General features: G+C 68.5%; 23 protein-coding genes. 3 read left to right on the top strand and 20 right to left on the bottom strand.

All coding sequences use genetic code 11. The features are described from left to right. Positions 1 to 21 precede the first annotated feature (21 nt). The 15 genes from MOQ72_RS32920 to MOQ72_RS45790 form a co-directional block, all read right to left on the bottom strand. Entirely contained in the window at positions 22 to 642 is a 621-nt protein-coding gene (locus tag MOQ72_RS32920) for a (2Fe-2S)-binding protein (RefSeq protein WP_242189666.1), read from the bottom strand. Then, positions 639 to 1514, bottom strand: coding sequence for an FAD binding domain-containing protein (locus MOQ72_RS32915; protein WP_242189665.1), 876 nt, complete (start codon positions 1512 to 1514; stop codon positions 639 to 641). Before MOQ72_RS32915 ends, MOQ72_RS32920 begins: the two co-directional genes overlap by 4 nt. Next, the gene (locus MOQ72_RS32910; RefSeq protein WP_242189664.1) at positions 1511 to 3826 is read right to left on the bottom strand and encodes a xanthine dehydrogenase family protein molybdopterin-binding subunit; all 2316 of its coding nucleotides are present in this window, start codon (positions 3824 to 3826) and stop codon (positions 1511 to 1513) included. The genes MOQ72_RS32915 and MOQ72_RS32910 overlap by 4 nt, the downstream gene beginning before the upstream one ends. Beyond that, positions 3823 to 4524 carry a GntR family transcriptional regulator gene (locus MOQ72_RS32905; protein WP_242189686.1) on the bottom strand — a complete coding sequence of 234 codons (702 nt, stop codon included), beginning with the start codon at positions 4522 to 4524 and terminating at the stop codon, positions 3823 to 3825. The genes MOQ72_RS32910 and MOQ72_RS32905 overlap by 4 nt, the downstream gene beginning before the upstream one ends. Before the next feature lie 59 nt (positions 4525 to 4583). Beyond that, a complete protein-coding gene (locus tag MOQ72_RS32900; protein WP_242189663.1) occupies positions 4584 to 5414 on the bottom strand; it encodes an ABC transporter permease in 831 nt (276 codons plus the stop codon). Beyond that, a complete protein-coding gene (locus MOQ72_RS32895; RefSeq protein WP_242189662.1) occupies positions 5411 to 5581 on the bottom strand; it encodes a hypothetical protein in 171 nt (56 codons plus the stop codon). The genes MOQ72_RS32900 and MOQ72_RS32895 overlap by 4 nt, the downstream gene beginning before the upstream one ends. Beyond that, positions 5578 to 6402 (bottom strand): ABC transporter ATP-binding protein, encoded by an 825-nt coding sequence (locus tag MOQ72_RS32890; RefSeq protein ID WP_242189661.1) that lies wholly within the window; start codon positions 6400 to 6402, stop codon positions 5578 to 5580. The genes MOQ72_RS32895 and MOQ72_RS32890 overlap by 4 nt, the downstream gene beginning before the upstream one ends. A gap of 353 nt (positions 6403 to 6755) precedes the next feature. Then, positions 6756 to 8219: a GntT/GntP/DsdX family permease gene (locus MOQ72_RS32885; RefSeq protein ID WP_242189660.1), complete on the bottom strand. Its 1464-nt coding sequence runs from the start codon at positions 8217 to 8219 to the stop codon at positions 6756 to 6758. 334 nt (positions 8220 to 8553) lie between these two features. After that, positions 8554 to 9558, bottom strand: coding sequence for a substrate-binding domain-containing protein (locus MOQ72_RS32880; RefSeq protein WP_242189659.1), 1005 nt, complete (start codon positions 9556 to 9558; stop codon positions 8554 to 8556). A 43-nt stretch (positions 9559 to 9601) separates the two neighbouring features. Continuing rightward, positions 9602 to 10639: a Bug family tripartite tricarboxylate transporter substrate binding protein gene (locus MOQ72_RS32875; RefSeq protein WP_242189658.1), complete on the bottom strand. Its 1038-nt coding sequence runs from the start codon at positions 10637 to 10639 to the stop codon at positions 9602 to 9604. Between the two features lie 52 nt (positions 10640 to 10691). After that, complete coding sequence (locus MOQ72_RS32870; RefSeq protein ID WP_242189657.1) at positions 10692 to 11198, bottom strand: tripartite tricarboxylate transporter TctB family protein; 507 nt, start codon at positions 11196 to 11198, stop codon at positions 10692 to 10694. Then, entirely contained in the window at positions 11198 to 12718 is a 1521-nt protein-coding gene (locus MOQ72_RS32865) for a tripartite tricarboxylate transporter permease (RefSeq protein ID WP_242189656.1), read from the bottom strand. The genes MOQ72_RS32870 and MOQ72_RS32865 overlap by 1 nt, the downstream gene beginning before the upstream one ends. Before the next feature lie 47 nt (positions 12719 to 12765). Continuing rightward, entirely contained in the window at positions 12766 to 13944 is a 1179-nt protein-coding gene (locus MOQ72_RS32860; protein ID WP_242189655.1) for an FAD-dependent monooxygenase, read from the bottom strand. 222 nt (positions 13945 to 14166) lie between these two features. Further along, entirely contained in the window at positions 14167 to 14973 is an 807-nt protein-coding gene (locus MOQ72_RS32855; RefSeq protein WP_242189654.1) for an IclR family transcriptional regulator domain-containing protein, read from the bottom strand. 172 nt (positions 14974 to 15145) lie between these two features. Next, the gene (locus MOQ72_RS45790; protein ID WP_372495603.1) at positions 15146 to 15433 is read right to left on the bottom strand and encodes a polysaccharide lyase family protein; all 288 of its coding nucleotides are present in this window, start codon (positions 15431 to 15433) and stop codon (positions 15146 to 15148) included. Between the two features lie 556 nt (positions 15434 to 15989). Here MOQ72_RS45790 and MOQ72_RS32850 point away from each other — a divergent pair. Then, complete coding sequence (locus MOQ72_RS32850; RefSeq protein WP_242189653.1) at positions 15990 to 16871, top strand: SAM-dependent methyltransferase; 882 nt, start codon at positions 15990 to 15992, stop codon at positions 16869 to 16871. Positions 16872 to 16918: 47 nt separating this feature from the next. Here MOQ72_RS32850 and MOQ72_RS32845 read toward each other — a convergent pair whose 3' ends face one another. Continuing rightward, a complete protein-coding gene (locus tag MOQ72_RS32845) occupies positions 16919 to 17647 on the bottom strand; it encodes an AAA family ATPase (RefSeq protein WP_242189652.1) in 729 nt (242 codons plus the stop codon). A gap of 501 nt (positions 17648 to 18148) precedes the next feature. Between MOQ72_RS32845 and MOQ72_RS32840 the strand changes: the two genes are divergently transcribed. Further along, positions 18149 to 18967, top strand: a complete 819-nt coding sequence (locus MOQ72_RS32840; RefSeq protein ID WP_242189651.1) for an SAM-dependent methyltransferase — start codon at positions 18149 to 18151, stop codon at positions 18965 to 18967. 48 nt (positions 18968 to 19015) lie between these two features. Here the strand turns inward: MOQ72_RS32840 and MOQ72_RS32835 are convergent, their stop codons facing one another. Together MOQ72_RS32835 and MOQ72_RS32830 are read right to left on the bottom strand one after the other, a co-directional pair. Then, positions 19016 to 20212, bottom strand: a complete 1197-nt coding sequence (locus MOQ72_RS32835; RefSeq protein WP_242189650.1) for an FAD-dependent monooxygenase — start codon at positions 20210 to 20212, stop codon at positions 19016 to 19018. 233 nt (positions 20213 to 20445) lie between these two features. Next, entirely contained in the window at positions 20446 to 21282 is an 837-nt protein-coding gene (locus MOQ72_RS32830) for an SAM-dependent methyltransferase (RefSeq protein WP_242189649.1), read from the bottom strand. Between the two features lie 223 nt (positions 21283 to 21505). On the opposite strand from MOQ72_RS32830, the gene MOQ72_RS32825 reads away from it, so the two are divergent. Next, positions 21506 to 22399 (top strand): diacylglycerol/lipid kinase family protein, encoded by an 894-nt coding sequence (locus tag MOQ72_RS32825; protein ID WP_308198018.1) that lies wholly within the window; start codon positions 21506 to 21508, stop codon positions 22397 to 22399. Between the two features lie 65 nt (positions 22400 to 22464). On the opposite strand, the gene MOQ72_RS32820 is transcribed toward MOQ72_RS32825, so the two are convergent. Together MOQ72_RS32820 and MOQ72_RS32815 are read right to left on the bottom strand one after the other, a co-directional pair. Continuing rightward, a complete protein-coding gene (locus tag MOQ72_RS32820) occupies positions 22465 to 23673 on the bottom strand; it encodes a cytochrome P450 family protein (protein WP_242189647.1) in 1209 nt (402 codons plus the stop codon). A gap of 64 nt (positions 23674 to 23737) precedes the next feature. Next, positions 23738 to 26044, bottom strand: coding sequence for a glycoside hydrolase family 95 protein (locus MOQ72_RS32815; protein WP_242189646.1), 2307 nt, complete (start codon positions 26042 to 26044; stop codon positions 23738 to 23740). Positions 26045 to 26101: the final 57 nt, after the last annotated feature.

Raw genomic sequence — 26101 nt, 5'->3', positions numbered from 1 at the left:
ATGAGTGGAAAAGCGAAAGTGTCACTCATGCGGACCTCCTTCCGTCCGTGAGCGCCAACGGCGGACCAGCAGACCGACCAGCAGGGCGAGCCCGGCCAGCAACAGCAGGACCGCCGCGCGGCGACGGTCCCCGTGAGTCGGCGGAGTCTCCTCGGGGCAGGCGGTGATCGGGACCGCGCCGCGGCGCCCGTGCACGTCGAGGATCGCCGCGACGATGCCGCCGTATCCGGTGCAGCGGCAGAGGTTCCCGGACAGCGCCTCGCGGACGGTCGCCTCGTCCAGCTCGTCGCGGGCGAGCAACTCGACGCCCGCGACGAGGAACCCTGGAGTGCAGAAACCGCATTGCAGCGCGTCGTGTCGCGCGAACGCCTCCCGCAGGTCCCCGGCGGCGGCCGAGGCGGCGGTGAGACCTTCGACGGTGACCACGTCGAACTCGTCCGCCTGCGCCGCCAGGACCAGGCACGACCGCACCGACTCGCCGTCGAGCAGGACGGTGCACGCGCCGCAGACCCCTTGCTCGCATCCGAGCTTGGTACCGGTCAGCCCGCGCCGCTCGCGGAGGTAGTCGGCCAGGGTGAGCCGGTCGGCCACTGGCCCCCGACCCTCCGCGCCGTTCACGCGGACCGAGATGTCATGCGTCATCGGACCCATCCATCCAATGTGGACGCTTGTTGGAGTGCGCGGCGCAGCGCGACAGCGGCCAGCCGACGTCTGGCGGCGGTCTCGCCGTCCTCCCCTGGCGGCGGCAACGACGCGACGGCGTCGGTGGCCAGGTCCTCCCACGGGCAGGCCAGCAGCGGGTGTCCCTCGGCCGCCGCCAGCGCGCCACTCACATCGACCGGCGTCGAACCCACGGCGAACAACACCGCGCCAACCCGCCGGACGGTCCCGTCCGGATCGGTGTGCACCGCGCACAGCGCGCCCGCGCGGGCGTAGTCGCCGTGCCGAGGCGAGAACTCGACGAACCCGTACCGCGTGCCGACGTCCGCGCGCGGGACCCGGACCGCCGTCAGCAGCTCGTCGTCGCGCATCGCGGTCAGGTAGGGCCCGAGGAAGAATGCGCGCGCGGGGATCGTCCGGGTGCCTGCGGCCAGTGACCGACACACGATCTCGGCGTCCAGCAGGACCATCACGGCTGGCAGCTCCGCGGCGGGGTCGGCGTGCGCGAGACTGCCGCCGAGCGTTCCCCGGTTGCGGATGGCGTCGTGGCCGATGTGCCTGGCCGCCATGCCGAGGATGGCTGGTGCCGGCCCAGCCGCACCGTCGACCAGCTGCCGGTGACGGATCCGCGCGCCGAGCTCGACGACCCGCTCGCCGGGCACGACGGCCGTCAGCTCCGCGACGCGCCCGACGTCGACCAGTCTGTCCGGTGTGGACATTCGGAGCGCGAGCATCGGCATCAGGCTCTGCCCGCCCGCGATGACCTTGACCACTGAGCCGTCCGCCGGGTCGAGTGCGGCAAGGCACTCCGCCACGCCGCGCGGGCGGACGAGCGTCACCGGGGCCGGTTTCACCGCCGCGCCTCCTCGATCAGCTCCAGGAGGTGGTCGGAGGTCATCGGGCAGCACGCGACGTGCACGCCGAACTCTTCGAGCGCGTCGTCGACCGCACCGGCGACCGCCGCGCCACTGGCGATGATCCCGCTCTCCCCGACGCCCTTGATGCCGAGCGGGTTGAGCTGGCTCGGCGCGTCTAGGTGGGCGAGCTGGACCTCGGGCACGTCAGTCGCCTCCGGGACGAGGTAGTCCGCGAGCGTCACCGACTGCGGCTGCCCGGCGGCGTCGTGGGTGACGCGTTCCAGCAGAGCGCCGCCGATGCCCTGGACCACCCCGCCGCGAAGCTGGCCGTCGACGACGCGCGGGTTCAGCGGCGACCCGGTCTCGTGCGCCACCCCGTAGCGCACGACCCGGACACCGCCGGTCTCGATGTCGACCACGACTGCGACGGCGTGCACGCCCATCGTCCAGGTCACGGTCGGCGGCGCGAACGTGTGCACCTCGTCGATCACCGCTGCGCTGTCCCGCAGGAGCGCCGCGAGCTCGGCCCAGGTCACGTGCCGACCGGTGTCTGGCACGCGGAAACCACCGGGTGCGGGCTCCGCGTACGAGACGCGCAACAGCTCCGCGACCGCGGCGCGGCCGGTCTCGACGGCCTGCGCCACCGCAAGGCGGACCGCGGACCCGGCGACGACGGCGCTGCGGCTGGCGAAGCTGCCGAGTCCCTGCGGCACCCGGTCGGTGTCCGCGGTGATCACCTCGACGCCGTCCATGCCGACCTGGGCGGCATCCGCAGCGACCTGGGCGAACACGGTGCGGTGGGCCTGCCCCGACGGGCCGGTGCCGGTGGCCACCTCAAGCGTGCCGTCGTCGCGCAGCCGCACCCGCGCGGTCTCCGGCTCGGCCGGGCCGCGGGCCGTCGCCTCCATGTAGACGCCGATGCCGAACCCGACCCGTTCGTGCGCCGCCGCCGATCGCATCAGCTCCGCGATGTCGTCCTCACCAACCAGATCCATCGCCGCGGTGAGCACCCGTGCGTAGTCCTCGCCGTCGTAGACGATGTCCACGCCGTCGCGGTACGGCACGCCCTGCGAGTGCGGGAGGTCGTCGGGCCCGAGGAGGTTCTGCTGGCGCAGCTTCGCCGGTGTGATGCCCAGCCGTCGGGCCGCCGCGTCGAGGCTGCGTTCGAGGGCGAAGGACGCCTCCGGCCGCCCGGCGCCCCGGTACTGCGCGGTTGGCGTCTTGTTGCTGAACACGCCGCGCCCGGTGATCCGGACGGCGGGGATCCGGTACGCGCCGAGCAGGTGCACCGCGGTGTTCGCCACGACGCCGACCATCCAGAAGTTGTGCACGCCGAGGTCGACGAGGAAGTCGTCCTCCCACGACAGGATCCGGCCGCCGCGGTCGACGGTCAGCCGGGTGCGGTGGAGGTTGTCGCGGGCCTGGGTCGCGACCGTCAGGTTCTCGTAGCGGTCCTCGATCCACGCCACGGGCCGGTCCAGCTCCCGCGCGAGCCACGGGATGACCACCTCCTCGGCGTAGACCGATGCCTTCGGCCCGAACCCGCCGCCGACCTCGGGAGCGCGCACGCGGACCTCGTCCGGACTCCACCCGGTCGCCGCGCAGAGCAGTTGGCGGAGGATGAACGGCACCTGGGTGGAGGACCACACCGAGAGCCGACCGTTCTCGGGCTTGGCGAGCACGCCGCGGCACTCGATCGACAATCCGGCTTGGCGGGCGATCCGGTACTCCCCCGCCACGACGACCACGTCGTCGCCAGCGGGCAGCTCCCCCTTGGCCAGCGTGAGCGAGACGGCGAGATTGCTGTCGAGGTCGGCGTGCACGACCGGCGCATCCGATTCGAGCGCGGCGACCACGTCAGTCACCGCCTCGCGCGGCTCGTAGTCGACCTCGACCAGTGCCGCCGCGTCCTCAGCGAGGTAGCGGTCGGTGGCGACGACCACGGCGACTGCCTCGCCGACGTAGCGCACCTCGTCCACCGCCAAGCACGGAATCTGCCGGGGAAACGAGCGTACGTCGTAGAACTGGGTGAACCGCTCCGGCGCACGGCTGTTGGTCGGCGGTCGCAGCGGCGCGACGTGCCGGGCGAGGTCCGCGCCGGTGAGCACGCGCACGACACCCGGCGCGGACCGCGCGGCGGTCGTGTCGACACCGGCGATCCTGGCCGACGGCAGCCCGCTGCGCACGAAGGCGGCGTGCAGTGTCCCCGCCGGTGCGAGGTCGGCGACGAACGCGGCGCTGCCATCCAGCAAGGGCCCGATGTCAGTGCGGTCGATACCCCGACCGACCAGCCGCTCGTCGCCACTCACGAGCCGGTGGTTCCCGAGGAGAGCCAGTAGTCGCCCGCACTGTTCGAGCGCTCGGTCAGTCGCATCACCCGGCGCTGCGCGTCGAGCATGTGCACGCGCATGGCCTCGGTCGCGGCATCGGCGTCGCCAGCGGCGACGGCGTCGGCGACCGCCACGTGCTGGGTGGCCGAGACGCCGAGCTGGCTCGGCTGGCTGAGGTTGCGGAACCGCAGCAGCCGGACCCGGCCGTCGATGGCCGAGAGGATCTCGGACAGCGGCGGCGAGTCGGCCATGTCGAGCAGGTTGGCGCGGCGCTCCTCAAGGCAGGCGATGTACTTCTCGACGTCGTTGCTCTCGGCGATCTCCACGAGGTCCTGCACCTTTTCCCGGTGCGCCGCCCGACGCCCGGCGTCGGCGCGCTCTGCGGCCCACCCGGCCATCAGCGGTTCGATCGCCACCTTGATCCGGTAGATGTCCTTGGCCTCAGCCGGGGTCAACCGCCGGACGAACGCGCCGACCCGAGGGCTGACCGTGACCAGCCCCTCGCCCGCGAGTTGCCACAGCGCGTCGCGAACGGGCGTGCGGCTGACGCCCAACTGCTCCGACAACGCGGCGATCGACAGCTTGCCGTCCTCGTCGAACTCGCCGGAGTAGATCAGAGCGCGAATATGTTTCACCGCGAACGCCTTCACGGACAGCGGCTCACCAGGACCTTCCATCACATGGCGAAACGTAACATGTGATGTGTCAGAGATCAAGGATAGTGATTACCCTCCGTTCACTCCACGCTCCCCGACCAGAACGTCAGCCTGCTCTCCAGCCAGGCGACCCCTCGGGTCAGCAGGACCGCGATCACCCCGATCACGCCGATGGCCGCCATCGCGTGGTCCATCTGGAAGTTCGACGTCTCCGTCTGCACCACGTAGCCGAGCCCCTCGGTCCCCATGAACAGCTCCGCCACGATCGCGCCGACCAGCGAGCGGGCGACCGCCTGGCGGAAACCAGCCAGGATGTAGGGCATCGTGCCGGGCAGCGACACCGACCACAACGTCTTCAGCCGCGAGGAGCAGAACACCCGCGACACCTGCAGGTAGTTGCTGTCGAGATTGCGCGCGCCAGCGACGACGTTGATCAGGAGCGGGAACACCGCGGCCCACACGACGATCACCAGCCGCGCGGAGTCCTCGATGCCGAACCAGAAGATGATGATCGGCAGGAAGACCACGAACGGCACCGAGTACATGATGCTGATGAGCGGCTCGACGAGGCCGTGCAGGACCGCGCTGCGGCCGATGACCAACCCGAGCGGCACGCCTATGCCGATCGAGATGGCGATGCCGAGCACGACCGACTGCAGGGTGGACAGGGTCGGCTCCCACAGGCTGCCGTTCTGGGCGAGGTAACCCAGGCTCTCGACGGCGCCGATCGGCGAGCTGCTGAAGCGCGGATCGACGAGGCCGGACCAGACCAGCGCCTGCCAGACGATCAGCACGATGAGACCGCCGAGCAGGCCGAGCAGGAGACTCCGGTTGCGGACGACGAACGTCGGTCGGCGGTCGAGCTCGGTGATGGGACGCGCGACCGGGCGGGTGGCTTGGACGTCGGTCATGGCTGGTCCGCCTCCAGTTCCGCCTCTCCCAGTTCCGCCTCTCCGCGATTTGCGGTGGTGGTTGCGTCCAGCCGAATCTCCCGTTGCGTGGTTTCTTGTGGCTGGCTTGCGTCACGGTCCCCTGGGGTGCGGTTGGGGAGGATCGAGGTTGGCACAAGGCTGCTCATGACGCCTCCTCCTGCCGCAGGCCGGACTGCCGCATCACGAGGTCTAGCAGGCGATCGGCCAGGTCGGCGAACTCGGGTGACCGCTTCACCTCTCGGTTCCTCGGCCTCGGCAGGTCGATCGCGACCGACTCGACCAGGCTGCCGGGGGACGCCGAGAAGACCAGGACCCGGTCGGCCAGGAAGACCGCCTCCGGCACGTCGTGCGTGATGAACAGGGCGGTCTTGCCGCCACCCGCGTCGTCGGCCTGCCAGATGCGGGTCAGCTCCTCCTGCATGACCTCGCGGGTCTGCGCGTCGAGCGCGGCGAACGGCTCGTCCAACAGCAGCAGGTCCGGGTCGGTCGCCAGCGCTCGGGCCAGGTTCACCCGCTGGCTCATCCCGCCGGAGAGCTCGCGGGGGTACTTGTCCTCCTTGCCGTCCAGGCCGACCAGTCGGACCAGATCCGCCACCCGCTTCTTGCCCTGCTCGTCGAGCCGGTGCTGGGCCTCAAGCCCGTAGGCGATGTTGGCGGTGACGGTGCGCCACGGGAACAGCGACGCCTGCTGGAAGACCAGCGAACGGTCGGGCGCTGGACCAGTGATCGGCCTGCCGTTCAGCTCGAGACTGCCGGTCTCGATCGGCAGCAGGCCAGCGACAGCCGACAGGAACGTCGTCTTCCCACAGCCGCTCGGGCCGACGATCGCGATGAACTCGTTGTCGTCGATGTCGAAACTCAGATCCTGCACCGCCGCGAAGAACGAGCCGGTGCGCCGTTGCCGGTAGCCGATGCACACGTCGCGCACCGCCAGTTTCACCGGCCGGTCGGTCGCCGATTCCCTCACAGATTCTGTCCCGTCGTCGGCGGCGAGCGCGCGATGCCCGCGGCCTCGGGACCCCACTGCAGACCTCAACGTTGAGCTCCATCCTGTCGAGCCTCATGGTGGATCGCCAGCCGAACAGTGGTCGGCGGCGTTCTACTGTCGACACTCTTTGGGGTTCAGACAGTCAAACATCGAGGACGAGCCGTGTCCAGACCTAGCTAGTGTCGACAGCACAGCCGTAGCGGAGTTGATATGTAAAATGTCAGGTCGGCGTTGCCTGGCGGTCGAACGACGGATGAGCAACCCCGCCTCGCGTCGCGCAGGCGGCGGTCGGAACCCAGCACCTGCGGTGATCGAGACCCGCCAAGATCGCGCTAGAGGAACGTCGACAGCAGCAGCGTCAGGGCGAGGCCGATCACGGAGATGATCGTCTCCATCACCGACCAAGACTTGATGGTTTGGCCGATGGTCATCCCGAAGTACTCCTTGACCAGCCAGAAGCCAGCATCGTTGACGTGCGAGAAGAACAGCGAGCCCGCGCCGATGGCCAGCACCACCAGGGCCAGCTGCGTCGGCGACAGACCGGCGGCGAACGGGGCCACGATGCCCGACGCGGTAACTGTCGCAACCGTGGCCGACCCGGTCGCCAGCCGCACCAGCACAGCCACCAGCCAGCCCAGTACCAGCGCGGACAGGCTCAACGCCACAGCGACCTTCCCGATCGCGATGCCAGCGCCTCCGTCCACGAGCACCTGCTTGAAGCCACCACCGGCCCCGACGATCATCGTGGCGCCGACGATCGGCATCAGGCTCTCACCGAGCTTCGTCGTCAGGGTGAGCGGCGTGAATCCGACACCGGTGCCGAAGGTCACCATCGCCAGCAGCACGGCGAGCAGCAGCGCCACGATCGGTTCCCCGATGAACTGCAGGAACGGGTAGATCCACGCGGATTTGCTCATCCACACCTCGGCCGCGGCGCGGACCAGCATCAGCACCACCGGGGTCAGCACCGTGATGATCGTCCAGGTGAAGCTCGGGCGGCGGGTGCGCTTCCGCTCGTCCGGCGCTGCTCCAGGTGCCTCGCCGTCCTCGCCACCGCCCGGAGAGCCTGCGCTCGACCCGGGCCCGATGAGGTTTCCGCCCGCGCCGAGGGCACCGATGGGCACCAGGCGCGCCGCCACGACCGCGTACAGCGGCCCGGCGATGATCACGGTGGGTACCGCGATGATCAGGCCGATGGCGAGGGTGATACCGACGTTGGCGTGCATGTTCGCGATCGCCACCAGCGGCCCGGGATGCGGGGGAACGAAGCCGTGCAGGACGGAGAGCCCCGCGAGGGCCGGGATCGCCAGGTACATCGCGGGCAGCTCGGATCGGCGGATCGTCAGAATGATGACGGGAATCAGCAGCACGAGGCCGATCTCGAAGAACATCGGGATGCCGATGATGAAGGCGATCAGCGCCATTCGCCACGGCAACCCGCGGCGTCCGCCGGTCAGGATCTTGTCCACGATCTCGTCGGCCCCGCCCGAGTCGGCGAGCAACTTGCCGAGCATCGCACCGAGCACGATCAGTACGCCGACGCTGCCGAGCACGTCGCCGACGCCATTTTCGAACGAGCCCGCGACCTCGCCCAACCCGATGCCGGACCCGATCCCGACGAAGAGGGATCCGATGGTCAGCGCCAGGAAGCCGTGCATCTTCGCCACGACGATCAGCAGCACCACGATGGCGATCCCGACTGCCGCCACAACGAGGGTTTGGGTGTCGTGACCGGTCCACGGCTCGCGGCTCTCATCGATCGTGTCAGCCGCGAGGAGGGAGATCGAGCTCAGCATGTCGCGCTCCTTCGTGCCACCAGACTGCTCCGTCCATCATGGCCAACTGCTCAAGTTCGGCCATCCAGAGGAACACCAGCCCACACCGGTGCACGGATACGCGGGCAGCCTCGACCACACGACAGCTCCAGCGCCGGATGAACGCCGACCCGAACAAGATCAATCAACAAGTTCGGAGAAGGCATCGTGATCCGGGGCCGGTTCGGGCGCCCGAGCGGGCGTTGCCGGTCGAGTTGAGGGTCCTGGGTGGACAGTGCTTCGGGCGAGGGCTCGGCCCCGGTGATCGACGGAGGTGGTAGCCGCCGGTTCAATCGACCACCGGAGGGCGCGCCGCTCAGGTGTCCAGCGTGCTCGTCGCGAACAGGTCTTCCACCTCCGGCTTCGCGCTGATCAAGCCCTGTTCGTGGGAGTAACCGACGAGCGTCCGCAATGCCTTGGCCGACCCGGCGAATCCGTACGGGAACGGATCGTCCCCGAAGACCTCCTGCTGATCGTCCAGCCGGGGCCCGCCGAGCAGCAGACTGGAGCGTTCCAGCCGCCGCAGGTCGTCGTACGCCAACTGCTTGGCCTCGACGAACGCCCGGAAGAGGTTCAAGGCCAGGTCCGGGTCCCGCTCCAAGTGGCGGTTCTGCACCACGACGGTGTGGTTGCAGTGCAGGAACCCGTGCTCCCGGTAAACGCGCGCCGCCTCCGCCCAGGGGTCGGCGAACAGCCGCCGAACGCCCGGAATCCGCTTCAGGTCGTGCTCGCTGGTGCGGTTCAGCCGGGACGCCATCCCCGGATACGGGCTGGGCAGCACGGCGTCGAGTTCCCCCGCGACGAGCATCGACTCCAGCGTCTGGCCCGACGGCATCGGATGCACCTGGACACCGGGGGCGGGCCGGAAACCGGTCTCGCCGCCGTGGCTGAGTTCGGGCGTGCGTTCCACGTACCACTCGACCGCCGTGGGGTCCACACCGAAATCGTGCGCGAGCACTCCCCTGGTCCACACCGCGGCCGTCACCTGGTATTCGGTGAGACCGACCCGCCGCCCCCGCAGCTCCTCCGGCCGCCGGATGCCGGACCGTTCGCTGACGTAGAGCCCGAGGTGGAACGCGTTGCGGTTGGGGAAGACCGGGATCGCCGTCCAGGCCCGGCCCTGCTGCCGGGCTATGAGGTAGCTGGACAAGGACATCTCGCTGACGTCGAACGCATCCTCGTTCAGCATCCGGTAGAAGGTCTCCGACGGCGCCAGCGTCCGCACGTCGAGCTCGGCTCCGGGGACCGCGACCCGACCATCGGCGAGTGCGGCCACCCGGTCGTAGTCGGCGATTGCCAGCGACAGGCGTTGGTCTGACATGGGTTGGATTCCTTTCCACTCAAGGGGATCGACGCCACGTTGCTCAGGAGATCGACTGGAGCACCTGCTGGAAGGCGGGGTCGGCGTGCAGCACGGAGTTCACGAGCGCGGCCGTGTCCTCTCCCGGCAGGTAGCTGACCGGCCGCCGCTGCTGCTTCGACCGGGACTGCAATTCCGGGTTGGACAACGCGCATCTGAACGCCTCGCGCAGGTATGCCAGTCGCGCCGGGTCCAGGTGCGGTGGCGCCGCCACGGTCCGGCTGGTTTCCACCAGGCCGACCAGGGAGTCCAGCAGCCGCTTCCCCTCCGGCGTCGCCGGAGGGAAGTCGGCCGTCGTCGGTACCTCGGCCACGGCCTTGTCGGTGCTCCGCCCGATGACGAGGACCGGGCGCATCTGGCCGGTCCGGATCGCGCTCAGCGCGGTGTTCAGCGGTAGGACGTCGGCGTCCGCGTCGCCGCGCAGAATCGCCGCCCTCGCCTCGCCGGAACCGGAGAAACCGGTGATGACGCGGGCCGGGAAGTCGTAGATCCTGGACAGCAGCGGCGGATTGATGTGGTCGTTCGCCCCCGGACCCGTCGACACGAACTTGACCGGCTCGTCGGCGCGCAGGAAGTCCTCGAAATTCCGGTACTCGCTGTCCGCGGCGACCACCACCACGTTCGGCTCGTCGGACATCCTGGTCAGCCAGGAGAACTCGGAAAGCCGGAAGTTCAGGCCCTCCACCTGTCCCACCTCGGCGCTCACCGCGCCGACGGTGTTGAGGATCTGGATCCGCAGCCCGTCCGGCTCGGCAACCGCGGTCTGCGACGTCGCGAGCAGGCCACCGGCCCCCGGCTCGTTGATCACGGTCACCTCGGTGCCCGCGCACTTGGCGAGGTACGGGGCGACGTCGCGGGCGTACAGGTCGTAGCCGCCACCCGGCTCGTAGGGCACGACGAACTCCAGGGTCTCCGACGCGTAGAACTCGGCCGGGGACACCGGCTTCCCGCCGCCGCAGCCCGCGACCATGCCGAGCACGCTCACCCCGGCGACGAGCTTCCAGAACCGGTGCCCGGTCCGCGGACCGCCCAACGCGCTCATGTGTGGCTCCTTCGCACTGATCGCCTGCCGTCGCCGTTGACCGCCGTGGACATCAGGAGAACAGCCCTTCCGGTATCGGGATCGCGAGCAGTTCGACGAACACCAGCCACAGCGACAGTCCGAGGCCAGCCGCGTAGCCGAGCGCCGGAAGCCAGGAGACCCGCGCGCCTGCCTTCAGGTACGTGAGGGCGAACATCACCGCGGTCGGGATGAGACCGAGCACGAAAAGCCCGACGAAGAAGGCGGCGAGCCAGCCCAGGCTTCCGCGCCAAGCGGCGGCCCCGGTCGTCGCGAAGATGTAGTCGGCCTCGTGCTGGCGATCCGGCTCCGGCTCGGGGTCCGGTTCCGGGGCCTGGACCGCGCCGCGCCGCGCGACGAGCAGTACCAGGTTCAACGCACCGAGCACCACGCCGAGCCCGGATACCAACGTGGGGACGAACGAAGCGCGGAATCCCCACTGCCGGGCGAGCAGGAAGGCGACCACGAAGACCACCAGCAGCACGCCGGTGATCCAGAGGTCCGGTCCGCGCGCACCGTCCGATTTGGACAAGCTCGTCATCACCGGGCTCCCATCTTCGCGCGGGTGTCGGCGGCGGAGCGGTTCCTCCGCAGCCGGGGCCACAACAGCGGGCGCGCCACGGTGAGCACGATGATCGCGCCGATGACCAGGACCGCTGGCTTCGTCAGCCAATCGAGTCCGTAGAGCGAGTAGGACAGGAAGAGGTACCGCTCGGCGATGGCTCCCAGCACCACGGCGAGGAGGAACGGGACGCGAGGCCAGTTCCACCGGACGCACAGCACTCCGATCACCGCCGCCGCGAGCATCACCAGCACATCGGCGAAGTTGTTGCTCGCCGTGTAGGCGCCGATCGTGAGCAGGGCCAGCAGGACCGGAACGAGGAACGTGCCGCGGATCCGGGTGAGCCTGGCCAGCGGCCGGATCAGCAGGAAGCCCACCGCGACCGCCACGAAGTTGGCGAGGATGGTCACCCACGCCATCGAAAGGGTCACCGGGAGGTCGCCGGTCAGCATCTCCGGACCGGGGTCGAGCCCGACGATGAGGAAGGCGCTGAGCAGCACCGCGGTCGCCGCGCCGCCGGGGATGCCGAACGCGACCGTGGGGATGAGGCTGCCGCTGTCCTTGGCGTTGTTGTTGGACCCCGCCGCGATGACGCCTTCGATCGCCCCCTTGCCGAACTCCTCCGGGTGCTTGGAGGTCTGCTGGGCGTGGCCGTAGGCCAGGAACTGCGCCACCGAGCCACCAACACCGGGCACGATGCCGACACCGACACCGATCGCGCTCGACCGGACGACCAGCCACCAGTGCGCCAAGGTGTCCCGGATCCCCTGCCCGATGCCAGCGAGGTTCCGCGTCGCCGAATCGTCCGCGGGCTGGGCGATGCCGCGCTTGGTCAACATCAATTGCAGTACCTCGGCGCCGCCGAACAGCCCCACGACCAACGGGACCAGCCCGATTCCGCCCCAGAGGTAGAGCTCCCCGAAGGCGTAGCGCGGGACGCCCTCCTGCGGGTCGATCCCGACCATCGCGACCAGTACGCCGAACGTCGCCATGATGAAGCCCTTGAGCATGTTCCCGCCGGACAACGCCACCACGAACGTCAGTCCGAGCACGGTGAGCGCGAAGAACTCGGCGGGGCCGAACGAAAGCACCAACGGCCGCATGATCGGGATGGCCGCTACCAGCACCACCGCGCCGATCGCCGAGCCGATCGCCGACGCGGACAGCACCGCTCCCAGCGCGCGACCGGCCTCCCCGCGTTTGGTGAGCGGGTGCCCGTCCAGCACGGTGGCCGCCGAGGTCGCCTCCCCAGGAATGCCGAACAGGACGGAGCTGATGTCCCCCGCGGTGGAGGTGACCGCCAGCATCCCGAGCAGGAACGCGAACGCCTGGACCGGCTCCATGCCGAAGGTGAACGGCAGCATCAGGGCCAACGTCACGGCGCCGCCCAGGCCCGGCAGGATCCCGACCAGGAAGCCCACCGCGACACCGACCAGCATCAGCAGGAGCGTCGATGGCTGGAACACCTGCGCAAGGCTCTCGACGAGCGCTTCTCCCATGCGTCCTCCGATCAACGGGTCTGGCGGTCTGGATGCGCTGCGGTCGGCTACGTCCCCGCGAGTTCGCCAGCGTCGGCCTCGACGTCGTAGTCGTAGAGCCAGGAACGGAAGGTGACGGAAGCGGCGATCTCGGCGTCGCGCTCGTTCAGGTCGTCGTACGCGGAGTCGTACCGCTGTCCGTTCGCGCGCGCTCCGCGCTGCACTTCGGCGACTCGCGGCCGCCGGAGCGACTCGTACGCCTGCAATGCCTCGCGTGCGGTGTTCCCGTCGCGGGTGGCCAGCAGGGTGGCGAGTGCGACAGCGTCCTCAATGGCCTGATTCGCGCCCTGTCCGACATGGGGCAGCATCGGGTGCGCGGCATCGCCGAGGAGGGTGAGCCTGCCGTTGGTCCACGTGCTCAGCGGTTCCCGGTCGTACAGCCCCCACCAGAAGGTGGTGTCGACCTGCGTCAGCAGCCGCTCGATGGGCGAGTCCCAGCCCGCGAACGCCGCCGCCAAGGCAACCGGGTCGCCCGGAGCGGACCAGGATTCCGTGGTCCGCTCATCGCTCGGCACGAAGCCCACGTAGTTGATCAGTTCGCCGGAGCGCACCGGGTACACCAGGAAGTGCTTGCCCTCGCCCATCCAGAGCTGTGACACGCCGCGACGCCACCACGGCAGTCGTTCGGCCGGGATCAGGCCGCGGTAGGCAACCGAACCGGAGTGCACCGGACGCGAAGGCGCCACCACGTACCGCTGGAGGGCGGAGTGGATGCCGTCCGCGGCGATGACGACATCGGCGGTCGCGGACGCGCCGTTGTCGAACTGGAGGTGCGCGGCTGCTTCGTCCTGGTCGAAGCCCACGCACTGGTGGTTGGTGTGGATGACCCCGTTGGGCAGCCCGTCCGCCAGGATCGTGAGCAGGTCGGCGCGGTGCATGCCGTACATGCCGTTCCAACCCTGGGAATCGGTCGTCAGGATGGGCGCGACCAGCGTGCCGTCCTTGCGGTAGTACTGCGACCCGTCCCCGATGCGCGCACCAACGGCGGCCAGTGCCGGTCCCATGCCGATCCGCTCCAGCAGGCGGACGCTGTTGGGCGTCATCAACACCCCGGCGCCGATCTCCCCTAGTTCCGGAGCCTGTTCGTAGACCGCCACCTCGATGCCGTGCCGCACGAGGGCGTTCGCGGTGGCCATGCCGCCGATCCCGCCACCCACGATCGCCACCCGAAGTCCGGGCGAACCCATACCCAACCCCTTCGATTTTCGCTAAGCGAAAACTTTTCGTTATTTGGTGGCGTGAAAGTTAATGGGGCCAACATCGACTGTCAATGCTTGTGACACAACGGATCTCGCGCTGGACGCCCCCGAACGCGCATCGCCCCGGCCAAACCGGACGGCGGAAGTCGCTACGCCGCGCACCGGCGTCGGGCGCGACCGCAAAGCCGCCCCGCAGGACGAGTTCTCAGCTCAGAGCGTGTTGCCGAGCCGCGCGGCCTCCCGCCGGACCACGGGCAGGAACTTCTCGCGCAGCATGTCGAGCGAAGCGCGGGCGGTGGAGGTGCTGACGCTCATCGCGGCGTGGATCCGGCCGAGGCTGTCCCGGACCGGAACCGCCACCGTGAGCACCCCCGCCTCCAATTCCTCCTCGGTGAAGGCCATCCCGTCTTCGCGGGTCCGCCGGACCCGCTGGCGGACCTCGGAGATGGTCGCCGGGCTGTTCGGCGTCAGGCGTTGCGGCCGCAATCCGTCCAGATACGCCTCGAATTCCTCGTCGGGCAACGCGGCCAACAGCACGCGCCCGGTGGAGGAGGCATACGCGGGAAGCCGCGTCCCCACCCGCACTCCCGCCGAGGCGAGCCGGGTGGCCTCCGCCCGCTCGATGAACAACGCGTACCCGTCGTCCAGGACGGCGAGGGACGCGGACTCGTCGAGCTCGTCGCGCACCGCCGAAAGACACGGCTGGGCGAGTAGCGGCAAGGACGCGGTACGCGCGTAGGACGCACTCAGACGCATCATGCGCGGAGTCGGCCGGAAGTACTTGCCGTCATGGGTGACGTAGCCGAGCTCTTCAAGCGTCAGCAGACAACGGCGAGCTGCGGCCGGTGTCGTGCCGGTGATCGCGGCGGCGCTGCTGACCGTGAGTTGCGGCCGGTGCGCGTCGAACGCCTCGATGATCGCGAGCCCCTTCGCAAGCCCGCCCACCACCTCGCGCCGGGGCTTGGGCGAAGCGCCGGAGCGCCGGGTCTCGTCCGAATTCCCCGATGATGTCGCCATATTTTCGTTATACGAAACTAGTTCGTAAACGTCAAATCGCCAGAACAGAACCGACCAGCCGCGCCTCCGTGGCCTTCTGCTCGTCACGGATCTTCGGTCCACCGATATCCGTTGCGGCGCGTCCGAACCGCGTCCCCGACGAAGGTGAGGCCGGACAGGACGAAAACTGCCATTATCCTCGGGCGACTCCGATCGCGGTTCCGTGGGCCCGTCCGCCGTTCGCGGTGAAGCTGACGTTGATGCGGTCGGCCGCGCCCAGTGGGACGTTTCCGACGATGATCGTCCACGTACCGCTGTTGGTCTGCGCGTAGTACCAGTCCGTCGGCTCCCAGTCCGAACCGACGACGAACGTCAGATCCCCTGGGACACCAGCAGGTTTCTCGTAAGCGCGCGGGCCCGGCCGCGCGGGTGAGCCGGTCGCCAGCGCGTACTCGCCGCTCGTGCGGTCGGCTTTCCCAATCTGCCAGAGGAAAGTGTTCGGTTCCTCCGGAGACCAGTCGATGGTGCCCAGGCCGACATGTCCGCTGTGGACAGTTATGCCGGTCTGCTTGTAGCCGCGCCGACCGCCAGAGCTCCGGTCGCCGCACCGAACACACCCAGCGCATGACGTCGGCTGATCGCTAGTTCGTCCACCACAGCTCCTTCGTGATCGCGCCTGTCAGGCGTCACTCGTTTCGTTGTGGCACACGGCGTTTCACCGCCGCTCCAGGCAGGGTCAATGCGGTGGAGGAGGACACGGGACCAAGTCGTCCTCTCTTGGTCCGGCTGCTGGCGGAGTTCTGTCGTCTCCGCGAACAACACCGATCCAGAAAGTTTCTATTTTGTTTCAATTGTCGGCGCCGAACGTTATAACCGCGTCGATCAAGCGTCAACATCCCGCTCGAACGAACGGGCCGGGTTCCGCAACGGCGCCGCGCAGGTGACCTGGGATGATCGCCGTGTCGCGAAGATCGGGCGATGATCATGCCCTTGGTCGCGCCGCCGTGGTGCTGCGGCGACGTCCTACCATGCGGTTCATGAACGAACCCACCACCGGCGACCAGCCAGAGCTGTTCCGGCGCAAGAACGATCCCACCAGCGCACCGGAAATCGACCTCGGCCGCGCCTCCATCGCGCGCGTTTACGACATGTTCTTCGAGGAGGGCAAGGACGGCTTCGCCGTCGATCGTGTGGTGTACGAACAGGTTCGGCAGATCGCGCCCGACGGGCCGCTAGTCGCGGTGATGATCCGCAGGTGGCTCGACCGCGCTATCGGCTACCTGGTCTCGCGCGCTGGCATCAACCAGATCATCGACATCGGTTCCGGCCTGCCGAGGTCCGCGCCGCACGAGAACACGCATCAGATCGCGCAGCGGAGCAATCCGGAAGCGATGGTGGTGTACGTCGACAACGACCCGTCGGTGGCCGCGTTCGGCCGGGCGTTGTTGGAGGACAACGTGTACACCCACTTCGTCCAGCAGGACCTCGTCCATCCCCAGGTCGTCCTCCAGGACCCGGCTGTCCAACAGCACATCGACTTCGACAGGCCGATCACGCTCGTCCAGTCCGCGACGCTGCACCACGTGGATGACGATCAGGATCCGGTCAGGATCATGCGCCAGTACGTTGAAGTCCTGCCGCCGGGTTCGTACGTGGTGTTGTGCCACTGGTGGGATCCCGACGATGAACTGCCCGAGGGGCACGAATTGGCGCGTTCGCTGGAGAACGCGTGGCGCACGAGTTCGATGGGCACCGGACGCTACCGCTCCCGAGGCGAGATCGAGGCGATGTTCTGCGGCCTGCCGCTGCTGTCTCCCGGACTCGTCGAGCTTGACCAGTGGTGGCCGCCGGGTCCGGAGGTCACGCCGCCGACGTTGATCGAACGGCTGATGCTCGGCGGAGTGGCGCGAGTACCTTGAGCGGATCGTGGGCCCACCTCTCCTCGGTGACCGGGGAGGCGCCGCGTTCACTCGTCGTCGAGGAGATGGCGGAGGAACCGGTCCGGGGCGGCCAGGAAGTCTCGGGTGAGCCGGACGGGCAGTGCGTCGTCGTAGTCCACGCGGGCGATGTCGCCGTCCTCATCGATTTCGTAGATCGTGGCACCGGGCAGTGCGAGCAGGATCGGCGAATGCGTGGCCACGACGATTTGGCTGCCGCGCCGGGCGAGTTCGGCCAGCCGTGCCAGCACGCCCAGGCAGCCGCGCACGGACAGGGCTGCTTCGGGTTCGTCCAGCAGGTACAGCCCGTTGGGCCCGAAGCGGTGCGTGACCAGGTCGAGGAAGGATTCGCCGTGGGAGCGTTCGTGGGGCGAGGTGCCGCCGTAGGCGGGTAGCAGCGGTGGTGAGTACGGGTCGCGGTCCAGGCGTTCGATTTCGGTGGCGACGTTGTAGTAGGACTCGGCGCGGAGGAAGAACCCGGTGCGTGGCTTGCGACCGGACCAGGTCAGGATCAGGTAGTCGCCCAGGGAGGATTCGGTGGCGCGGGTGGCGAACTGGAAGTGCTGGCTGCCGCCTTCGGCGTTGAATCCGCAGGCCACCGCCAGCGCCTCCACCAGGGTGGACTTGCCGGTGCCGTTTTCCCCGACCAGGAACGTCACGCCCGCGTCCAGCGCGAGGCCCTTGGTTCTCCCGAGGGCCCGCACCGCCGGAAGGGTGAACGGGTAGCGACCGGTAGCAGAGGCCGGGTCCAGCCGCACCTGCCGGATGAAACCCCCAGCGGCATGTCTCGTCCGGGACCGGCCCACCGCGCGATCCCTTGCAGCACGAGATGAATTCTGCCTGTCCACACTCTCTCCCTCGCGAGTCACGCTCACGCTGCCATCGTCGCAGCGGGCCACGTCGTCGACCCGAAGAGGTTCCGAGCACCGAAGCGGGCAACATACCGTTGTTCGAGAGTTGCGGAGGTGGGCGCACGATCGAGGTGTCAGTGCCGCATGTTTCCGCGCTGCAACGGGCCGAACGGCACTGACCTCAGCTGTTCTGGTAGCGCGTGAGCAGCTCGTGCAGCAAGTCCCGATCGACTCGGGGCAGCAACTTCAACCGGCGAAGCATGCGACCAGCCTGCGGCGCGGGACCCTCCCACCAACCACAGTGGACGATCGACAACCGATCCGCACCAGAACACGAAGAACCGGAATCCGTGGACGGACCGTGTTGATCTCTGAAAGCATAGCGGTGCTGCGACCGGGAGGAGCACGATGAGCGACGGGACTCCGCGCACCAGCGTCGACCTGCAGACCGACCGGGCGCACGGCGCGCGGATCTACGACTACATCCTCGGCGGCAAGGACAACTACGCCGCCGACCGGGCCGCCGCGGAGGCCACCAAGCAGATCTGGCCCGCGCTGCCAGTGCACATGCGCGCCAACCGCGAGTTCATGCACCGCGCCAGCCGCTACCTGGCCACCGAGTGCGGCATCGACCAGTTCCTGGACATCGGTAGCGGCATTCCCACCTCGCCGAACCTGCACGAGGTCGTGCAGGAGGTGCGGCCGGAGGCCCGCGTCGTCTACACCGACAACGACCCCATCGTGCTCACGCACGCCCGCGAGCTGATGTCCAGCACCGAACAGGGCCGCACCGCCTACGTGGCAGCCGACCTGCGGGACCCCGACACCATCCTGGCCTCCCAGGAGTTCCGCGAAACCCTGGACGCGAACCGGCCGATCGGGCTGATGCTCATCGCGGTCGTGCACTTCATCGAGGACGACGACGAAGCGCTGGACGTGGTACGGCGGATCATCGACGTGCTGCCCTCCGGCAGCTACGTGACCGCCACAGTCGCCACCGACCACTTCGCCCCGGAGGTACTGGCGGAGGTCCGCCGGACCTACCACGAGCACGGCGAGACCCTGCGCTGGCGTTCCCACGCCGAGACCGCCCAGTTCTTCGACGGCCTCGAACTGGTCGAACCCGGAATCGTCCAGATGCACAAGTGGCGCCCGGACAACGGCACCGCCCTGAACGTCCCGGACGCCGACATCGCCATGTACGGCGCCATCGCCCGCAAGCCCTGACCGGGTTGTCCGGTCAGGGCAGCACATCCACCGGACGAAAGATCCGGGCTAACGCCAGGGTTCACCGCGGCGGCAGGATCGGTACCACCGGCTCCCGGTCGCCAGCAGGCGCAACGCCTTGCGCGCCACCAGGTTCTGGTTGATCAGGTGGTGCTGGTACTGCCACGGCCGCTGCCCGCCGTGGCGGGTGCCCATGGTGTAGCAGAACTCGTGCACGTTGCGATCGAGGTAGCGGTCGACGTTCTCGAACCACGCCATGCTGGTGCGCGCCGCAGCCTGCATCTGGCCTATCGCGGCGTGGCCTTGCACATCGAACTCCTTGAGCGCCACGGCCAAGTCGTCCCCGTGCTCGAACAGCTTCTGGGCGAGCATGATGGCGTCGAGCATGGCCAGCATGGTGCCGGAGCCGATGGTGAAGTGGGTGGTGTGCGCGGCGTCGCCGATCAGGACCACGTTGTCGTGCAGCCAGGTCTGGTTGTAGACCTGCGTGAACCGCTGCCACGACGCGGGCCTGCCCCGCGACCGGCTGATCAGTGAACCGCCGTCGAGGGAGCGTGTGAAGATCCGCTCCAGCAGGTGCACGGTCCCCTCGTCATCGAGTTGGTCCAACTCCAGTCCCCGCCAGGTATCTTCCTGGCATTCCACGACGAAGGTGCTGATCCCGTTGCTGGACGGGTAGGCGTGGAACCAGATCCACCCGGCCCGAGTCTCCTGGAAGTCGTAGGTGAAATTGTCGAAGACGCGGTCGGTGCCCAGCCAGATGTAGGGGTTGTCGCCCTGCGAAACCTCGGTGCCGAACTCCTTGACGTAGTTCTGCCGGATTTTGCTGTTGGCGCCGTCGGCGACCACCACGAGGTCGGCCTCGGGGAACTCGGAGATGTCCTCCACCGACCGCTGGTACTCGACGTCGACGCCCAGGCCCTGCGCCCGCTCGGCGAGGATCTCCAGCAGCGACGCCCTGTTCAGGGCGTATCCGTAGCCGCCCAGGTACGCCTGATCCGCACCGCGCAGTGCGATGCCCTGCTCCTCCCACAGCACGGACGCGGAACGGATCCGACGCGCGCTGTCCGGGTCGTTGCGGAACAGCGTGTCGAGCAGGTCTTCCCCGTACCCGACGCCCCAGCCGTAGGTGGCGCCGGGCGGATCCTGCTCGATGACCCTGATCTCATGGCCGGGTTCGCGCAGCTTCGCCGAGATGGCGAAGTACAGGCCCGCGGGTCCGGCTCCGATGCACACGATTTTCACAGCACCACCTCCTGGCGACAGGACGGGCAGCTGCGCAGGCGGGCTCGGAGGCCGCCTTCCCCGTGCGGGTCTCTACGCACTCGTTGTACCTCGGCAGACAAATGGTCGCATCCGGAAAACGCTCCACATACCGACCACAGTCGGTAACCGACGGAGAATTGATCGAAGATGCGCCCACGGCCATGTCACGAACGACGCGTTGGTCTCGTGGCTGGGCTCGCTGTAGTGATCGCTTACGGCTTGCGTGCTACGGCGCCGTAGGATCCGGTCGGCTTGACGGTCTCTCCGTCGGGTCGCCACTGGGAGATGGAGATGAGGCCCGGCGGGATCAGTTCCAAGCCCTCGAAGAAGCGGCTGATCTGCTCTGGGCTGCGGTTGTGGTAAGCGATGGCCCCGGTGTCCGCGTAAGCGGTCTCGGCTTCGACCTTGGCCTCGTCGGTGTTGACCCCGTCGTAGAGCGCTAGGTGGCTGCCCGACGGGACGGCGGTCATGACCCGGGAGACGATCGACCGCGCTTCGTCGTAGTCCGCCAGGTGCCCGAGAATCCCCATGAACATCACCGCGATTGGTTCATTGAAGTTCAGCACGTTGTGCGCGTCGGCAATGATCCGCTCCGGGTTGCGCGCATCGGCGTCGAGATAGGTGGTCACACCTCCTGGCGTCGTGTTCGTCAGCAGCGCGCGGGCGTGGGCCAAAACCATCGGGTCGTTGTCCACGTAGACGATCCGGGATTCCGGCGCGATCCCCTGGGCTACCTCGTGGGTGTTCTGCATCGTCGGTAGACCGGTGCCGATGTCGAGGAACTGGCGAATACCAGTTTCGCCTGCGAGGTACTGCACAACGCGGATCAGGAACTGCCGCGATTGCCGCGCCTCGTTCACGATCTCCGGGTTCACCTCGGCCCACGCATCGCCAGCGAGCCGGTCCACCGCGTAGTTGTCCTTGCCGCCCATCCAGTAGTTCCAGATCCTGGCCGAGGCTGGCACCGTGGAGTCTATTCGTGCCGAGTCCAACACGCGGTTGCGTTCGTCATCCTGCCCGTCGACCACGTCGCGTCCACCCCTCCGCATCGTTCACGATGATGGTCTTGGCGTCTCACCCGGTCGCAGGTTACCTCCTCCGCTGGGGGCCGGACTCCACCCCAGTCAACCTGGGACTTGGCTCCGCGACGGGAAAACGCTCCACGGCGAACGGCGCATCGACGACACCCGACTACACTGGTGGTCTGGCAAGCTCTGGTTGCGAGGAGAGATCATTTCAATCCACGGTTCCGTCGAGCGAGCCGCCTTGGTGGTGAACGTGCGTGCCCGCACGGGAAACAAGGCATACGCACAGGCGGCGAAAAAGCTGCGGGATCTGGGCGTACCGCTGCGCTCGACCTTTCCGCTGCACGATCCGTCCCGCCTGCCGGAGACGGTGGCGGCCGCAGTGGACGCGGGCCACGATCTGATCGTCCTCGGCGGTGGTGACGGCAGCGTCAGTTCAGTGGTCGACGTGCTCGCGCACCGCGAGGTTCCGCTGGGTCTGCTCCCGCTGGGCACCGCCAACGATTTCGCCCGCACCCTGCACGTTCCCACGGATCTCGACGAGGCGTGCCGCACCATCGCGCACGGCAGGTTGGTCGACATCGACCTGGGCCTGTGCGGCAACAACTACTACGTCAACCGCGCATCGGTTGGCATCGGCGCGGGTGTGGCCGAAGCGATGTCGCCGACGCTGAAGAAGTGGATCGGACCACTGGCCTACCCGGTGGCGACCGCCAGGGCCTTCCTGCGGCACCGGCCGTTCTCGGCGCGCCTGACCTTCCCCGACGGGGATCACAAACCCGTGGAGTACCGCGGCTTGCTGCAGCTGTCGGTGGCCAACGGCCGCTACTTCGGCGGCGGGCAGCTCGCGGCGCACGATTCCGGTATCGACGACGCGACATTGGACATCTCGGTGATGCGGCAGGGAACTCTGCGCGATCTGATCTCCGTCGTGCGCGATCTCAAGCGCGGCGCGCTGGACAGCGAACACGTCGAGACCTTCCGCACCGTGCGGGTCGACGTGGCGACCGAGCCGAACCTGCCGATCAACGTCGATGGCGAACTGGTCGACGGCACCCCGCAACGCTTCTCGGTGGCGCGCAACGCTCTCCACGTCGTTGTCCCCCAAACCTGGGAAGACGCCCGCAGTCCGGATGCGTAGGCAGGGCGAGACTCCGTCGGTGAACATCCCTTCTCGGCGCGCTGCGAGTTGCGGTGGAGGTTCGCCTATTCGGCCTTGAACCGCACTGGTAGCCGGAGCGGGCCGCGCATCATGCCGCTGGGGACCCACTGGATCTCGTGTTCGGGCACGGCGAGCCGCAGGTCTGGGAACCGGGTTAGAACCCGGCTCAGCGCGACCGCTGCTTCGAGTCTCGCCAGCGGTGCGCCGAGGCAGTGGTGGACACCGTGCCCGAATGCGAGGTGGCGGCTCGCCGAGCGGGTCACGTCCAGCGCGGGCGGTCCGGCGTCGCCGGTGACGGCGAGATCGTGGCTTGCCGAGCCGAGGGCCACGACGACCACGTCGCCCCGACTGATCCGCTGCCCGCCCAGCTCGCAGTCTTCGGCGGCGTAGCGCGGGGTGGTCAGCTCTACCGACGGGTCGTAGCGGAGGAATTCCTCGATCGCGCCGGGGATCAGTTCCGGATCGGATCGCAGCAGGTCCGCCTGTCCGGGCGCGCGGAACAGCGCGAGCAGCGCGTTGCCGAGCAGGTTGACCGTGGTCTCGTGCCCGGCGACCACGAGCAGCACGGCGGTGCCGACCAGTTCGGTGCGGCTCAGCCGCCCGTCGTCCTCGTCGTGCACCGCGATCAGGGCGGAGAGCAGGTCGTCTTCGGGCTGTTCGCGCTTGCGGTCGAGCAGTTCGCTCAGCAGCGCGTTCAGGTCCGCGGCGGCAGCGCGTTGCTCGTCCGAGGGCACTGACAGCGCCGCGAAGGTCTGCACCCGGAATTCGGCCCGGAGCGGCTCGGGGATGCCGAGCAGTTCGGAGATGACCGCGACCGGCAGGGGGCCGGTGAAGGTTTCCACCAGGTCGGTCTCGCCCAGCGGGGCGATCGCGTCCAGCAACTCGTCGCAGATCTCTTCGATCCCGCCGCGCAGTCCCTGGATGCGGCGAGGGCTGAACGCGCTGGCCACCAGTCTGCGCAGCCGGGTGTGCTCGGGCGGATCGGCTTCGAGCATCTGCCCGCCGAGCCCGACGCCGGGCAGGTGGCTCGTAATCCCCGCGGCGGCCAGCACATCCGCGGCGGATGTGGGGTCCTTGCGCAGCGCGGGATGGGTCAGCGCGGCGCGTGCCGCCTCGTAACTCACGACGACCCACGCATCAACGCCGTTGGACAGCGTCACCCGGTGGATCGGCCCGCGCGCCCGCAGTTCTGCGTAGCGTTCTGGTGCCTCGGCCTTGAACTGCGGTGTGAATCGCACCGGATCGGCCAGCACGACTACTCCTTTCTGGACGGACTTCGTGGCAGCAACGGCATCCACGATGCTCGGGGGTGAGACGTTAGCTCGTGGGCGTGACCGTGATCGATTCGCCCTCGCGCAGGCGGAGAGTGCGCGTCCAGGCTCCGGCGCGGACCTCGGTGGTGCGACCGCCCACGCTGTGGATCGTCGCTTCGGTCACCGCGCCGTCGCGCCACGACAGGTCGACGACGAAACCGCCGCGCGCGCCGATGCCCGCCACCGAACCCGAACGAGCCCACGCTCCCGGCAACGCGGGCAGCAGCTCGATCACGCCGGGGCGGGAATACAGCACCATCTCCAGCATCGCTGTCGGCGCGCCCAGGTTCGCGTCGATCTGGAAGATGGCCCGGTCGCCGAAGCTGTACATGTCGAACATGTTCGGCGCGGTGCCGTTGGCGAAGTCGATCGATGGACGCAGCACGTTGAGCAGCAACTGGTACGCCCGGTCCGCGTCCCGAAGCCGCGCCCAGCAAGCCGAACGCCACGCACACGCCCAGCCGAAGCTGTCCACGCCGCGTCTGATCAGCGTCTGCCGCACGCCTTCCACCAGGTCCGGGTGGCCGCCGTCGGCTCGGATCCGATCGCCGGGGAAGAACCCGATCAACCCGGACAGGTGCCGGTGCGTGGTCTCGCCCAGGTCGTCCGGGGACATCCACTCCTGCAACATCCCGGTCGTCGGACTCACCTCCGGCAGGTACAACCGGTCCCGCAGGGCCGACATCGCCCGTCCGTAGTCCTGGTCCCGGTGGAGCACGTCGGTCGCGATCCGGTACTTGCCGAACAGGTCCCACACCAGTTCCTGGGCATAGGTGATGCCGCGCGCGTCCTGCGGGCCGTGCTCCGGCGACCAGTCGTGGTCGTCGATCAGCCCCTGCGGCGACTCGATCAGCCGCGACTCCCAGAACTCGCACGCGCCCTTGAGCAGCGGGTAGATCTTGCTCAGATACCCGGTGTCCTGGGTGAAGTCGTAGTGCTCCCACAGGGAGTTGCACAGCCATGCGTTTCCAGCCGGGTGCCACCACCAGCCGAGCCCGCCGTAGATGTTGCTGGAGAAGGCTGTGGTCCACCCGGCGACCTTGCCGCTGGTGTTGCGGAAGCGGTTGCGCGGGTCGTTGAACAGCGCCCGGGTCTGCTTCGACCATTCCGGCAACTGCGCGACGCAGTAGTCGGCGAACGCGTCGAAGCAGTCCGACAGCGCGGCGCGGTCGGCGAGCCAGTAGTTCATCTGCAGGTTGATGTCGGTGTGGTAGTCGCTGTACCAGTCCGGGGTGTTGTTGGACAGCCACAGGCCCTGCAGGTTGATCGGCAGGCTGCGCCGCGAGCCGGTGATCATCAGGTACCGGCCGAACTGGAGGTAGCTCGCCTCCAGTTCCGGATCGGGCGCAGCGCCGTCGCCGCCGCGGGCCACCAGCCGCGACCAGGTGTCCATGCCGCGCTGCTGAGCAGTGGATTCTCCCAGGTCGATGGTCATGCGGTCGTAGCGCTCGCGGTAGTCGGCCACGTGCGTGTTCAGCAGCGCGGCACCTGGGATCCGGGCCGCCGCCGCGACGCGGGCAAGCGCAACGGCTACTGGATCCAGCGTTGGATCCTTGAAGCCGGTCGAGGAATCCGGCACGTAGTTGGTGCCTCCGCTGAACACGATGACGACCTCGCGGCATCCGACGAACGCGACCTCGGTGCCGCGCACCTCGACCGCCCCGCCGATCGCCGACGCCGTGACCGCGGCGCCGTACGCGAGCCCGTTGGGGAACGAACCGGAGAACCTCGCCGCAGTTCTCGATACTTCGCCGACCGTGCTCTCGCCGTGCGTTCCCTCCAGCACCACCGACCCGGTCAGCTCGCCACCGGACAGCCTCACGATCACCACGTCGTCCGGGTGACTCGCGTACACCTCACGTCGATGGGTGGCACCATCGTGCGTGTAGGTCGTGGTGACTATCCCATTGGACAGGTCCAACTCGCGCCGGTAGTCGCTGACACCGATGTGGTCCGGCAGCAGCACGAACAGCTTGGCGAGCAGGCTGAAAGTCCCGAAGTTCGCGGGATCGTACGGAAACTGCCCATCGGCGTCGAGCGTGTCGTTCAACCCGCCCGTCCACAGCGTCACGTCGGTGAGGTAGAGGAAATCCCGCGCCGGGTCGCCGCCGACGAGCGCGCCGAGGCGGCCATTGCCGACCGGCAGGCCCTGCTCGATGATCACCCCCTCCGCTGCGGGCGCCGGGTACCACAGCCTGGTCGCTTCCTCGGTCGCCACCAACGAGGACACCGCGGGTCGCTGCGGCGCGGCCTGCGCGGTGAAGGTGGGCAGGCCCGAGGCGAGTGCGCCAACCCCGAGAACACTGGACATTTGCAGAAAGGAACGACGAGTGGGCATTACCCCTCCTGGTTGATCTGCAGGCCTGGC

Origin of the sequence: Saccharopolyspora soli (genome assembly GCF_022678645.1) — a bacterium.
Lineage (GTDB): Bacteria > Actinomycetota > Actinomycetes > Mycobacteriales > Pseudonocardiaceae > Saccharopolyspora > Saccharopolyspora soli.
The sequence above is the reverse complement of the archived record's forward strand: the minus strand, read 5'-3'. Positions and strand labels throughout refer to the sequence as shown.